General features: G+C 70.4%; 13 protein-coding genes. 7 read left to right on the top strand and 6 right to left on the bottom strand.

Features of this window, described 5'->3' with window-relative positions; all coding sequences use genetic code 11:
• Positions 1 to 16 precede the first annotated feature (16 nt).
• From purL to AC0QTQ_RS04295, 5 genes are all read left to right on the top strand, one after another.
• The gene (gene purL / locus AC0QTQ_RS04315; protein ID WP_480258403.1) at positions 17 to 2179 is read left to right on the top strand and encodes a phosphoribosylformylglycinamidine synthase subunit PurL; all 2163 of its coding nucleotides are present in this window, start codon (positions 17 to 19) and stop codon (positions 2177 to 2179) included.
• A 172-nt stretch (positions 2180 to 2351) separates the two neighbouring features.
• Complete coding sequence (locus AC0QTQ_RS04310) at positions 2352 to 2594, top strand: BolA/IbaG family iron-sulfur metabolism protein (protein WP_480258402.1); 243 nt, start codon at positions 2352 to 2354, stop codon at positions 2592 to 2594.
• A 31-nt stretch (positions 2595 to 2625) separates the two neighbouring features.
• Entirely contained in the window at positions 2626 to 2985 is a 360-nt protein-coding gene (grxD, locus tag AC0QTQ_RS04305) for a Grx4 family monothiol glutaredoxin (RefSeq protein ID WP_480258401.1), read from the top strand.
• Between the two features lie 127 nt (positions 2986 to 3112).
• Positions 3113 to 4066, top strand: a complete 954-nt coding sequence (gene deoC / locus AC0QTQ_RS04300) for a deoxyribose-phosphate aldolase (RefSeq protein WP_480258400.1) — start codon at positions 3113 to 3115, stop codon at positions 4064 to 4066.
• A 7-nt stretch (positions 4067 to 4073) separates the two neighbouring features.
• Entirely contained in the window at positions 4074 to 6266 is a 2193-nt protein-coding gene (locus AC0QTQ_RS04295) for an aldehyde dehydrogenase family protein (RefSeq protein ID WP_480258399.1), read from the top strand.
• Between the two features lie 45 nt (positions 6267 to 6311).
• On the opposite strand, the gene AC0QTQ_RS04290 is transcribed toward AC0QTQ_RS04295, so the two are convergent.
• The 4 genes from AC0QTQ_RS04290 to AC0QTQ_RS04275 are packed head-to-tail and all read right to left on the bottom strand — an operon-like array spanning position 6312 to position 8331.
• Entirely contained in the window at positions 6312 to 6965 is a 654-nt protein-coding gene (locus AC0QTQ_RS04290; protein WP_113899117.1) for a DUF1523 family protein, read from the bottom strand.
• A gap of 7 nt (positions 6966 to 6972) precedes the next feature.
• Complete coding sequence (locus AC0QTQ_RS04285; protein ID WP_480258398.1) at positions 6973 to 7251, bottom strand: hypothetical protein; 279 nt, start codon at positions 7249 to 7251, stop codon at positions 6973 to 6975.
• Positions 7252 to 7275: 24 nt separating this feature from the next.
• Entirely contained in the window at positions 7276 to 7584 is a 309-nt protein-coding gene (locus AC0QTQ_RS04280) for a hypothetical protein (protein WP_480258397.1), read from the bottom strand.
• A gap of 24 nt (positions 7585 to 7608) precedes the next feature.
• The gene (locus AC0QTQ_RS04275; RefSeq protein WP_480258396.1) at positions 7609 to 8331 is read right to left on the bottom strand and encodes a hypothetical protein; all 723 of its coding nucleotides are present in this window, start codon (positions 8329 to 8331) and stop codon (positions 7609 to 7611) included.
• Positions 8332 to 8451: 120 nt separating this feature from the next.
• Here AC0QTQ_RS04275 and AC0QTQ_RS04270 point away from each other — a divergent pair, with 120 nt between their 5' ends.
• The gene (locus AC0QTQ_RS04270; protein WP_480258395.1) at positions 8452 to 9729 is read left to right on the top strand and encodes an acetylornithine deacetylase/succinyl-diaminopimelate desuccinylase family protein; all 1278 of its coding nucleotides are present in this window, start codon (positions 8452 to 8454) and stop codon (positions 9727 to 9729) included.
• Between the two features lie 126 nt (positions 9730 to 9855).
• On the opposite strand, the gene panC is transcribed toward AC0QTQ_RS04270, so the two are convergent.
• Both panC and panB read right to left on the bottom strand, forming a co-directional pair.
• Entirely contained in the window at positions 9856 to 10695 is an 840-nt protein-coding gene (panC, locus tag AC0QTQ_RS04265; protein WP_480258394.1) for a pantoate--beta-alanine ligase, read from the bottom strand.
• Complete coding sequence (gene panB / locus AC0QTQ_RS04260; RefSeq protein WP_480258393.1) at positions 10692 to 11516, bottom strand: 3-methyl-2-oxobutanoate hydroxymethyltransferase; 825 nt, start codon at positions 11514 to 11516, stop codon at positions 10692 to 10694. Before panB ends, panC begins: the two co-directional genes overlap by 4 nt.
• A 212-nt stretch (positions 11517 to 11728) precedes the next feature.
• Between panB and AC0QTQ_RS04255 the strand changes: the two genes are divergently transcribed.
• Entirely contained in the window at positions 11729 to 13201 is a 1473-nt protein-coding gene (locus AC0QTQ_RS04255; protein WP_480258392.1) for an ABC transporter substrate-binding protein, read from the top strand.
• Positions 13202 to 13206: the final 5 nt, after the last annotated feature.

Below are 13206 nucleotides of genomic sequence, written 5' to 3'. Positions count from 1 at the left end.
TCCCCGGAGGACATCGATGACCGAGCCGCAGATCACCCCCGAAATCGTCGCCGCCCACGGCCTCAAGCCCGACGAATATCAGCGCATCCTCGAGATCATCGGCCGCGAGCCCTCCTTCACCGAGCTGGGCATCTTCTCGGCGATGTGGAACGAGCACTGCTCCTACAAATCCTCGAAGAAATGGCTGCGCACCCTGCCCACCGAGGGCCCGCAGGTGATCTGCGGCCCGGGCGAGAACGCCGGCGTCGTCGACATCGGCGACGGCCAGGCGGTGATCTTCAAGATGGAGAGCCACAACCACCCGTCCTACATCGAGCCGCATCAGGGCGCCGCGACCGGCGTCGGCGGCATCCTGCGCGACGTCTTCACCATGGGCGCGCGCCCGATCGCGGCGATGGACAGCCTGTCCTTCGGCGTGCCCGCGCATCCGAAGACCGCGCAGCTGGTCAAGGGCGTGGTCGAGGGCATCGGCCATTACGGCAACTGCTTCGGCGTGCCGAACGTCGGCGGCGAAGTGCGCTTCCACCCCTCCTACAACGGCAACTGCCTGGTCAACGCCTTCGCCGCGGGCCTCGCCGACACCGACCGCATCTTCTATTGCGCGGCTTCGGGCGTGGGCATGCCCGTCGTCTATGTCGGCGCCAAGACCGGCCGGGACGGCGTCGGCGGCGCCACCATGGCCTCGGCCGAGTTCGACGACACCATCGAGGAGAAGCGCCCCACCGTCCAGGTCGGCGACCCCTTCACCGAGAAATGCCTAATGGAAGCCTGCATGGAGCTGATGCAGACCGACGCGGTGATCTCGATCCAGGACATGGGCGCGGCGGGTCTGACCTGCTCGGCCGTCGAGATGGGCGACAAGGGCGGGCTGGGCATCAAGCTGGTGCTCGACGCCGTGCCGCAGCGCGAAACCGCGATGACCGCCTACGAGATGATGCTGTCGGAATCGCAGGAACGCATGCTGATGGTGCTGCATCCCGACAAGCAGGACGAGGCCCGCGCGATCTTCGCGAAATGGGACCTCGACTTCGCCGTGGTCGGCGAGACCATCGCCGAGGACCGCTTCCTGATCCTGCACGGCAACGAGGTGAAGGCCGACCTGCCGCTGTCGAAGCTCTCCTCCTCGGCGCCCGAATACGACCGCCCGTGGATCGAGACCCCCGCCCCCGCCGCGATGGCGCCGCTGCCGGCGATTGCGCCGATCGCCGCGCTGAAGGCGCTGATCGGCTCGCCGAACTATGCCGCGAAGGATTGGGTCTTCGAGCAGTATGACACCCAGGTGATGGGCGACACCGTGCGCCGTCCGGGCCTTGGCGCCGGCGTCGTGCGCGTGCATGGCACCGACAAGGCGATCGCCTTCACCTCGGACGTGACGCCGCGCTACGTCAAGGCGAACCCGTTCGAGGGCGGCAAGCAGGCGGTGGCCGAGGCCTATCGCAACCTCACCGCCGCCGGCGCCCTGCCGCTTGCCACCACCGACAACCTGAACTTCGGCAACCCCGAGAAGCCCGAGATCATGGGCCAGTTCGTCGGCGCGATCAAAGGCATCGGCGAGGCCTGCCGCGCGCTCGACTTCCCGATCGTGTCGGGCAACGTCTCGCTCTACAACGAGACCGACGGCTCGGGCATCCTGCCGACGCCGACGATCGGCGCCGTGGGCCTGCTGAAATCGCTCGACGAGATGATCGCCGGCCTGCCCGGCGAGGGTGACATCGCCCTGGTGATCGGCGAGACCGCGGGGCACCTTGGCCAGTCGGCGCTGGCGCTCGAGGCCTTCGGGCTCGAGACCGGCGACGCGCCGCCTGTCGATCTGGCGGCCGAGCGCCGCAACGGCGAGTTCCTGCGCGCGAACCGCGCCGCTCTCAAGGCCGCGACCGACCTCGCCGATGGCGGGCTGGCGCTTGCCGCCTTCGAGATGGCCGAGGGCGCGGGCCTTGGCGTGACGCTTGACCTGGCCGAGATCGACCAGCTCTTCGGCGAGGATCAGGCGCGCTATCTCGTCGCCTGCGACGCGACCGGCGCCGCCGCGCTGGAAGCGGCCGCCAAGACCGCGGGCGTGCCGCTCGCCCGTGTCGGCCGCTTCGGTGGCACCGCAGTGACCCTTGGCACCGACAGCGCCCCGCTCGCCGAGCTCTCGGCGCTCTACCGCGCCGCCTTCGCCGCCGCGATCGGCGACTGAGACGGGCGCACAGTCACACTTGGGAAAGGGCCGGCCTTCCGGCCCTTTTTCATGCCGCTTTCCCTGGCCCAAATCCTGCCGCCGGAGGCGCCTTGCTCCACGCGCCCGCGGGCGGCCCCTTGCCCCCCCTCCCGGCCCGGCCTAGATTGGGGCAAAGGACGAGGAGTGCCACATGCCGATGGAAGCCAAGGACATCGAAGCCCTGATCCGCGACGGGTTCCCCGACGCGAAGATCACCATCACCGACCTGGCCGGTGACGGCAATCACTGGGCGGCCGAAGTCATCGACGCCTCGTTCAAGGGCATGAACCGCGTGCAGCAGCAACGTGCCGTCTTCGCCGCGCTGAAAGGGGCGATGGACGGACCGAACGCGCCGCTCCACGCTCTCGCGCTGACGACGAAGGCGCTGGAATAATCCCCTCCCAGGGTCAGAAAGGACGACAGGAATGAGCGCGCTTGACCAGATCAAGGCCGATATCGAGGCGAACGACGTGGTGCTCTACATGAAGGGCACCAAGGAAATGCCCCAGTGCGGGTTTTCCAGCCGCGTCGCCGGGGTGCTGAACTATCTCGGCGTCACCTACAAGGACGTCAACGTCCTCGCCGATGCCGACATCCGCCAGGGCATCAAGGACTTCTCCGACTGGCCGACGATCCCGCAGCTCTACGTCAAGGGCGAGTTCGTCGGCGGCTGCGACATCGTCACCGAGATGACGCTGTCGGGCGAGCTCGACAAGCTCTTCGACGACAAGGGCGTCGCCTACAACAAGGATGCGGCGGACCAGATCCGCGCCGCGAACGCCTGAACGCAGCCGCAAGGTTTCGGGGCCCCGCCGCCGTGCGGGGCCCTTCGCATGTCCGAAGGCGCCCGTTGCGGCCGGCCCCGCGCTTCGCTAGCCTCGCCCCCGAACGCCCTCAACCCCGGCGGAGCCGATGACCCAGACCCATCCGCGCAATCCAGGCCACCCCCTCGAGCCCTCCTGGTTCGAGCATGTCGCCGTCAACACCCCCGCCGCCGAGGCCCGCGTCGCCGATCTGACCGCGCGCCGCGGTCTCACGCGCGAGTGGCAGGCGGCCTGGCTCGTCAATGCCATCCGCTGCATCGACCTGACGACCCTGGCGGGCGACGACACCGAGGCGCGCGTCGCGCGGCTCTGCGCCAAGGCCCGCCGCCCGCTCGCCGATCACATCCTTGAAGGGCTGGGGCTCGAGGCGCTGACCACCGGCGCGGTCTGCGTCTATCCGACGATGGTCGGCGCCGCGGTGCGCGCGCTCGCGGGCTCGGGCATCCCCGTGGCCTCGGTCGCGACCGGCTTTCCCGCCGGGCTGATGCCGCTGCCGCTGCGCCTGGCCGAGATCCGCTATGCCGTCGAGGAAGGCGCCGCCGAGATCGACATCGTCATCACCCGCGCCCATGTGCTGCGCGCCGACTGGGCCGCGCTTTACGACGAGATCGCCGCGATGCGCGAGGCCTCGGGCGCCGCCCACATGAAGGCGATCCTGGCGACCGGCGAACTTGGCTCGCTCGCCAATGTCTATCGCGCCGCGATGGTGGCGATGCAGGCGGGGGCCGATTTCATCAAGACCTCGACCGGGAAGGAGGCGGTGAACGCCACCCTGCCGGTCTCGCTCACCATGGTGCGGGCGCTGCGCGACTATGGCGCGCGCACCGGCGCCCGCATCGGCTTCAAGCCGGCGGGGGGGCTGCGCACGGCCAAGGACGCCCTCGCCTGGCAGATCCTGATGCGCGAGGAGATGGGGCGCGACTGGCTCACCCCCGCCCTCTTCCGGATCGGCGCCTCCTCGCTTCTGGGCGATATCGAGCGCCAGCTCGAACAGCATGTCACCGGACGCTTTGCGTCCTCCTCCCGCCACGCGCTTGCCTGAGGGAAAGATGGTCACCGTGAAAGAGATCCTCGAGACGATGGACTATGGCCCCGGCGCCGAGAACCCGGCCGAGGTCCGCGCCTGGCTTGCCACGCACGGCCGCTTCGGCCATTTCATCGCCGGCGCCTTCACCGCCTCGAGCGCCGTGCGCGCGGTGCAGAACCCGGCCACCGGCGCGGTGCTCACCGAGGTGGCGCGGGGCAGTGCCGAGGACATCGCCGCGGCGCTCGCCGCCGCCCGCGCGGCGCAAGCCGGCTGGGCGGCGCTGCCCGATCAGGCGCGCGCCGAGGCGCTTCATGCCCTCGCGCACCAGCTGCAGAAACGCGCCGCCTTCCTGGCCGGTCTTGCCACGCTCGACACCGGCACGCCGATCCGCGAAAGCCGCGATCCCGACCTCGCGCAGGCGGTGCGGGCCTTCCATCACGCCGCCGGCCGCGCGGCGCTGCGTGGCATGGATCATCCCGGCCGCGCGCCCCATGCGGTGACCGGCGTCGTCCTCGCCCCGGCCCTGCCGCTGATGGGGCTTGCAACCGCGATCGCCCCGGTGCTCGCCGCGGGCGGCACCGTCGTCGTCGTGCCCGCGCCCGAGGCGCCGCTCGCGGCCCTTGCAGTCGCCGAGATCTGCGCCGAGACCGGCCTGCCCGCGGGCGTGGTCAACATCGTCACCGGCGATGCCGACACCGCGCTCGCCCTCGCGGGCGCCGATCTCGACCGGCTGATCTTCGCCGGCACGACCGAGGACGGCCGCGCGGCACGCCGCGCCAGCGCCCCCCACGGCCCGGCGCTGAGCCTCAGGCTCGACGGCAGCAGCCCCGTCCTCGTCTTCCCCGACGCCGATCTGGATGCGGCGGTCGAGGGCGTGGTGGCAGGCTGGCTCGCCGGCGGCCAGCTCCCTTCGGCCGGGGCGCGACTGCTGGTCGCGGAAGCGGTGGCCGAGCCCTTCACCGCCCGCCTCACGGCCCGCCTCGCGAAGCTGCAGGTGGGCGACCCGCTCGCCAGGGGCAGCGACATCGGCGCGCTGGTCTCCGAGGCCGAGGCCACCCGCCTCGCCGCCCTGATCGCGGCGACCGAGACCGAGGGCGCCGTGGCACTCCGCCCCGCGGACCCGCTGCCCGAGACCGGCGCCTTCGTCGCCCCGACGCTCCTTCTGGGCACCGCCCCGGCAACCCCGCTCAACGCGGCGCCGCTGCGCGGCCCCGTCGCGACGCTGATGACCTTCCGCACGCCCGCCGAGGCGGTAGAGCTCGCGAATGCCAGCCGCTTCGGCGCCGCCGCCTCGGTCTGGTCGGAAAACATCACCCTTGCCACCGACATCGCCGCGCGGCTGCACACGGCCACGGTCTGGATCAACAGCACCGCGATTTTCGACGCCGCCGCGCCCGCGGGTGCGCGCCGCGACAGCGGCTTCGGCGCCACGGGCTTCGAGGCCGCCCTCGCCCCCCTGCCCCCGAGGGCCCTGCCCGAGGCGGCGACGGGGGGGCTCGATGCCGCCCCGGCGCCGGGCCCCGGCACGATCCCCGGCGCCGTCGAGGCGGCGCAGAAGGCCGCGGGCTGGGCGAAGATGTCGGGCCATGGCCGGGCGCAGGTGCTCCGGTCCATCGCCGAGACCCTGTCGCGGCGCCACGCCGAGATTGCCGCGCGACTGCAGGCGGCCGGCCATGACGCCGGAGAGGTCGCGGCGACGATCGAGCTTGCCGTCCGCGCCGCGGCGCTGGCCGATGCCGGCGCGGGCCATCTGGCCGCGACCGGGGCGCAGATGCAGACGCTGCTCCGCGCCGAGCCCCTTGGGGTGATCGGCATCGCGAGCCAGAACGCGCAACCGCTGCTGGGGCTTGCCGCGCTGGTGCTGCCCGCGATTGCCGCCGGCAACCGCGTCGTCGCGATCCCGGCCGAGGCCTTCCCCGCCGCCGCGACGGAGCTTGCGCAGGTCTTCGCCAGCGCGGGCCTGCCGGCCGGGGTGGTGACCCTCGTTTCCGGCCCGCGCGACGCGCTGGCCTCGGTGCTCGCCGGTCACGACGAGGTCGCGGCGCTTTGGTATTGCGGCACGCCCGAGACCGCGGCGCGGCTGTGCGCCGAAACCGCCACCTCGCTCAAGCCCGTCTGGTGCCCCGTCCCGCAGGACTGGGCCGCCGCACCGATCCGCGCGACGCTGGCCGAGGCGCAGCAGCACAAGACGATCTGGCTGCCCTACGGCGCATGAAAAAGGCCCGGGAACTCCCGGGCCTTTTTCAATCTGACAAGGGGCTTACTTGCGGCCGCGCCCGACCAGTCGCGCCCAGAAGCCGCGCGCCTTGCCGTCCATCGCCTCGGCCCGGTCACCGAGCTCGTCCCACTTGTCGGCGGCCTCGTCGATCAGCGGGTCGATGGTGCGTTCGCGGAACTGTCGCCACATCGCGCGAATGAGCAGGATCAGCACCAGCAGCCCGCCAAGGATCACGATGTTCACCCAGGGGATGATCCGCACATCGGGCCCCGCCACCGGCCGGATGCCGACCGCGTTCGGGAAGATCGACAGGAACTGGTTGCGCCAGCCGTAATGGGTGACGACCGCCCATTTCGGCGCCTCGGCGGTCGAGCGCAGGTCGTCGGCCTGGGTCTGCAGCGTCGCCGTGTCGAACTTGAAATAGGGCGGCCAGCGCCAGCCGGTATCCTCGTTGCGATAGACCATCGGCTTGCCGTTCGCGCGGATCGCCTGAATGAACTGCACGTCGCGATTGGTCAGCGTGCCGGACTGGTCGTCGGGCGTCGACCAGAAGATCCGCGTCCAGTCGGTCAGGTCCTGACGTTCCTGATAGGTGCCGACGACGCGCACGATGTCATGCTGGGGCAGCGTGTAGTGCAGAAAGCCCCCCACCACGAGCACGATCACCGTCCAGAAAGCCCATTTCACATAGCGCATGATCGCCTCACCGATAGTTCATGACAAAGACCACGACCGCGAAGACCGCGATCGGGAGGAGGAAGACAAGCCAGACGAGCCACCGCGTCAGCCCGTGCTCATAATCCTGCATTCCGGCCTCGACATAGGCATCGCGCGGGCCGAGGTCCACTCCCGCCGCGCTTTCCCGCGCCCAGTGTTTCTCGAGCGCCTCGCGGCGCAGCGAGCGGGCATAGATCCGCACCAGCCAGAACAGGATGGTGAGGGCCGCAAGCCCGAAGACCGCAAAGCGCAGGAACCCGATCATGCGTCCCCTCCCCCGCGCCCCGGCTCAGGCCGCGCGCCGGCGCGACAGGCCAAGGCCGATCAGCTTGAACACCACGCTACCCGCCAGCACCATCGGGATCGAGATCACGTAAAGCGCCGCGAAGGCTGCCCGCGGTGTCGCGCCGCCGGTGCAGGCGCCGTCGCCCAAGATATCGGCCAGAAAGCCGATGCCGCAGTTGACCGCCGCGCCGTAGAACCCGGGCACCAGCGCGCCGAGCGGCACCAGCGCCAGCATCTTCGCCCAATCGGCCCGCGCGAGCCACAACGCCATGGCGAGCGAGATCGTCACCAGGACAATCACGAAGAGGTTCATTCCGTCATCCCTTTCCGCCCGGCCTCAGCCGAGCCCCAAGTCGCGCCGGTGCCGCAGGCACCAGTCCTGCACTGCGTAATCGGGCGCATACCATTCCTCAAGCGCGGCGCGCGCCCTGTCCGACAGCACCTTCTCCACCTTCGCGGGGTTGCGATGCGCGCCGATGTCGTCGTCGGGCAGCGCTGCCGCGGCCGACAGGCCAAGCCGCCGGCGCAGCCAGGCGACATCGGCTGCAAGGGTCTCCTGCCGGCCGATGAAACCGATCCGCGGCGCGTGGCGTTCGAGCACAGCAATCCCTTCGAGGTAATGTGCAAGGCCGCGGCGCAGGTGCAGAACCCCCTCCATCGCCCGATGCGCGGCGAGGTCGTCGGCGGCCAGCGCCCGGCCCAGGGCATCGGGGGTCGCGAAGCGCGCGAAGGCCTCGGCCTCGGCCGGGGTCCAGGCATTGTCATAGCGCGGCCTGCCGCGGCGCTGCCGGCTGTAGAAGCCCGAGATGAACCGGTCGACCGGGTCGCGCAGGCAAAAGCCGATCTCGCGGCCGGGATAGCTGTGCGCAGCGCGCGACAGCGTTTCGGAATGGCCCAGCACCCGCGCCCGCTCGATCCCGCACTGCGCCCGGTCCGCCGCCAGCGCCGAGGCGAGCGCCGTGCCGCCGGTCTTGCCGACATGCACGATGACCATGCGCAGATGCGGCGGCGGCGCGGAGCGGCGCCATTGCCCCAGAAGTCTCGTCAGTCCCCCCTTCACGCCGCCCTCCTTCGCCTGCGCCCCCGCTCCGTCCTCTTGCCCGGCAGGCTAGCGAAAACACCCCTGTCCCGCCACCCTTTCCGGTTTACCGCGGCAATCGGCAGCGCTAGCCTCGCCCGCATGGACATCACTGCCCGTCTCAAGTCCGAGGTCGAGAACCGCCGCGACGCGCTCATTGCGCTGACGCAGGCGCTGATCCGCGTGCCGACGCTGAACCCGCCCGGGCGCAATTACCGCGAGATCTGCGAGCTCCTGGCCGAACGGCTGGCGCGGCAGGGCTTTGCCATCGAGCTGCTGCGCGCCACCGGCACGCCGGGCGATTGCGAGGAGTTTCCGCGCTGGAACCTCGTCGCCCGGCGCGAGGGGGCACGGCCCGGCGCATGCGTGCACTTCAACGGCCATCACGACGTGGTCGAGGTCGGCCATGGCTGGAGCCGCGATCCGTTCGGGGGCGAGCTGATCGACGGCCGGATCTACGGCCGCGGCGCCTGCGACATGAAGGGCGGCCTCGCAAGCGCCGTGATCGCCGCCGAGGCCTTCCTTGCCACCTGCCCCGATTTCGCCGGCGCGATCGAGATCTCGGCGACGGCGGACGAGGAATCGGGCGGCTTCGGCGGCGTCGCCTGGCTTGCCGAACGGGGCTATTTCTCGCCCGGCCGGGTCGATCACGTGATCATCCCCGAGCCCTTGCACAAGGACCGGATCTGCCTTGGCCACCGCGGCGTGTGGTGGGCCGAGATCGAGACGAAGGGGCGCATCGCGCATGGCTCGATGCCCTTCCTCGGCGACAGCGCGATCCGCCACATGGGGGCGGTTCTGGCCGAGATCGAGGACACGCTCTACCCGCTTCTGGCACACAAGCACACCGCGATGCCGGTGATCCCCGAGGGGGCGCGACACTCGACGCTGAACATCAACTCGATCCACGGCGGCGAGGCGGAACCCGAGCCCGGCTCGACCGCCCTGCCCGCGCCCTGCGTCGCCGACCGCTGCCGGATCGTGATCGACCGCCGCTTCCTGATCGAGGAGGACCTCGAGGAGGTGAAGGCCGAGGTCACCCGCCTTCTCGACGGGCTGAAGGCGCGCCGGCCCGCGTTTGATTACGAAATCCGCACGCTCTTCGAGGTGATCCCCTCGATGACCGAGCGCGCGGCGCCCGTGGTGCGCTCCACCGCGGCGGCGATCGAGGCGGTGCTGGGCCGCGAAGCGGGCTATGTCGTCTCGCCCGGCACCTATGACCAGAAGCATATCGACCGCATCGGCCGGCTGAAGCACTGCATCGCCTACGGGCCCGGGCAGCTCGAACTGGCGCATCAGCCCGATGAATGGGTGGGAGTCGAGGACATGCTCGACAGCGCGAAGGTGCTGGCGCTGGCGCTGGCAGAACTGCTCGCCTGATCGCGAGGGGGGCGCTGCCCCCCGCTGCGCTCCCCCCGAGGTATTTTAGCAAGATGAAACGAACACAGCTTTCATCTTGCTAAAAATACCTCGGGGGTCCGGGGGCGGCGCCCCCGGGCGTCGGGTTCAGACCGCGATATTGTCGATCAGCCGCACGTCGCCGATCCAGGCGGCGACCAGCAGGCGGGCCGGTTCGGTGGCGTGCCCGAGCGGGCGCAGCCCCTCGACCGAGCGCAGGTCGAGATATTCGACCTCGCGGAACCCCGCCTCGAGGATCTCGGCCTCGGCGTCGAGCAGCGTCTCACGCGCGGAAGCCCCATCGCGCAGCGTCGCGGCGGCGGCCTGCAGGATGCGGTGCAGTGCCGGGGCCGCAGCGCGCTCGGCCGTGCTCAGCCGCACGTTGCGCGAGGACATCGCCAGCCCGTCCGTCTCGCGGATCGTCGGGCAGCCGATGATCCTCACCGGGATGTTCAGATCCTCGACCAGCCGGCGCACCACCTGCAGCTGCTGCCAGTCCTTCTCGCCGAAGAAGGCGCGGCCGGCCTGGGTCATGCCGAACAGCTTCGCGACCACCGTCGCAACGCCGTCGAAATGGCCCGGACGGAAGGCGCCCTCGAGCGGCTCCGACACGCCAGAAACCGAGACCTTGGTGGCGAAGCCCTCGGGATAGACCTCGGCGACCTCGGGGGCGAAGAGCACATCCACCCCCTCGGCATCGAGCAGCGCGAGGTCATGGTCCTCGTCGCGGGGGTATTTCTTCAGGTCGTCGGCATTGTTGAACTGCATCGGGTTGACGAAGATCGTCACGATCACCCGGTCCGACTGCCGCCGCGCCTCGCGCACCAGCGACAGGTGGCCATCATGCAGCGCGCCCATCGTCGGCACCACGCCGACCAGCATCCCCGAGCGTTTCCAGCCCGCGACCTTCTCGCGCAGCTCGGCCGAGGAGCGGATCACCTGGGTCATTTTTTCACCTCGTCGGCAAAGGAATGTTCGGGGGCCGGGAAGGCGCGGGTGCGGACCTCGGCGGCATAGGCGGTGATCGCCTCGGCCGCCTGCGCGCCAAGCTCGGCATAGCGCTTGACGAATTTCGGCCGGAAATCGGTGAAGAGGCCGAGCATGTCGTCGATCACCAGTACCTGACCGTCGCAATCGACACCGGCGCCGATGCCGATCGTGGGAATGGCGAGTTCGCGCGAGACCTGGGCGGCCAGCGCCGCGGGCACCTTCTCGAGCACCACGGCGAAGGCGCCGGCGGCGGCCACCGACAGCGCATCGGCACGCAGCCGCGCCGCGTCATGGCCCCGGCCCTGCACCTTGTAGCCGCCGAGCGTGTTCACCGATTGCGGGGTCAGACCGATATGCGCCATCACCGGAATGCCGCGGGCGGTCAGGAAGGCGATGGTCTCGGCCATGTGCTGCCCGCCCTCGAGCTTGACGGCGCCTGCGCCGGTCTCGGCCATCAGCCGCGCGGCGTTGCGGAACGCCTGGGCCGGGCCCTCCTCGTAGCTGCCGAACGGCATGTCGATGACGATCAGCGCCCGATCCGAGCCGCGCGCGACCGCCTGGCCGTGCAGGATCATCATCTCCATCGTCACGCCAAGGGTCGACGGCAGCCCGTGCAGCACCATGCCGAGCGAATCCCCGACGAGCAGCACGTCGCAGCTCGCATCGGCCAGACGCGCGACGGGCGTGGTGTAGGCGGTCAGGCAGACGACGGGCGCGCGCCCCTTCATCGCGGTGATCTCCGCCGGCATCAGGCGGCGGGTGGTTGCGGTTGCGCTCATGGCTTCCCCCTGTCCCGAGGCTCCTCTTCCTCGGGGCGCAGCCTTAATCCCCCGGGCCCGGCAATGCAAAGAAAGAATGCCGCGGCGCGGCGGCCTGTGCGACTGTCGCCGCGTTGCAGCGGGGCGGCGGCGCAAATGCCTTGATCCCCGGCGGGCTTCGCATCAATCATGGCGCGAACCGCGCCCTGCCGGCGCGCGCCCGAGGAGAACCGATGCCCCATCGCCTGACCGCGGCGCTTGCCGCCCTTGCGCTTTCGGCAACCGCCGCCATCGCCGCGCCCGATGCTGTCACCCTGGGCATGGTGCTCGAACCGCCGAACCTCGACCCGACCGCAGGCGCCGCCGCGGCGATCGACGAGGTGGTCTATGCCAACCTCTTCGAGGGGCTGACCCGTTTCGGCCCCGATGGCGCGGTGCTGCCCGCACTTGCCCGCAGCTGGGAGGTGTCGGAGGACGGCACCAGTTACACCTTCCACCTGGTCACCGGCGCGACCTTCCACGACGGCACCGGCTTCGACGCCGAGGACGTGAAGTTCAGCCTCGACCGCGCCCGCGCCGAGGACAGCGCCAATGCGCAAAAGGCGCTCTTCGCCGGCATCGCCACGGTCGAGGTGATCGACCCGGCGACGGTGAAGGTGGTGCTGAGCGCCCCCGACGGCGCCTTCCCGGCGAAGATGGCCTGGGGCGATGCGGTGATCGTCGCCCCCGAAAGCGTCGCGACCGAGGCCACCCATCCCGTCGGCACCGGCCCCTTCGCGCTCGCCGACTGGGTGCAGGGCGATCACGTCACGCTCGCCGCCTATCCGGGCTACTGGGGCGCGAAGCCGGCGCTTGCCAAGGCCACCTTCCGCTTCATCGCCGACCCGACCGCGGCCTTCGCGGCAGTGATGTCGGGCGATGTCGACGCCTTCCCGAACTTCCCCGCCCCCGAGACGCTGGTGCAGTTCCAGGCCGATCCGCGCTTCAAGGTGATGGTCGGCACCACCGAGGGCGAGACCATCCTCGCGATGAACAACCGCACCCCGCCGCTGAACAACGTGCAGGTGCGCGAGGCGATCGCCCATGCGCTCAACCGCCAGGACATCATCGACGGCGCGATGTTCGGCTATGGCACGCCGATCGGCACCCATTTCGCGCCGCACAATCCCGATTACGAGGATCTGACGGCGCTCTCCGCCTATGACCCCGGGAAGTCGAAGGCGCTGCTGGCGGCGGCCGGGGCCGAAGGGCTGACGCTGCGCCTTGCCCTGCCGCCGCCGACCTATGCCCGGCGCGGCGGCGAGATCGTCGCGGCGGAGCTCGCCGCCGTAGGGATCAAGACCGAGATCACCAATCTCGAATGGGCGCAGTGGCTCGAGCAGGTGTTCAAGGGCCATGACTTCGATCTGACCATCGTCAGCCACACCGAGCCCGCCGACATCAACATCTACGCCCGGCCGGATTACTATTTCGGCTACAACAACCCCGATTTCGTCTCGCTGATGAGCGAGCTCGACCGCGCCACGGATCCCGCCACGCGCCGGACGCTGACGCAGCGCGCCGAGGAGACGATCGCGCGCGATTACGTCAACGCCTACCTGTTCCAGCTGGCGAAGACCGGCGTCGCGAATGCGAAACTCGAAGGGCTGTGGCTGAACGCGCCGACCCCCGCGAACGACCTGACCCAGGTGCACTGGACGGAGTAAGACCG

It is taken from the genome of Paenirhodobacter sp. YD-8, from assembly GCF_056590935.1.
The sequence above is the reverse complement of the archived record's forward strand: the minus strand, read 5'-3'. Positions and strand labels throughout refer to the sequence as shown.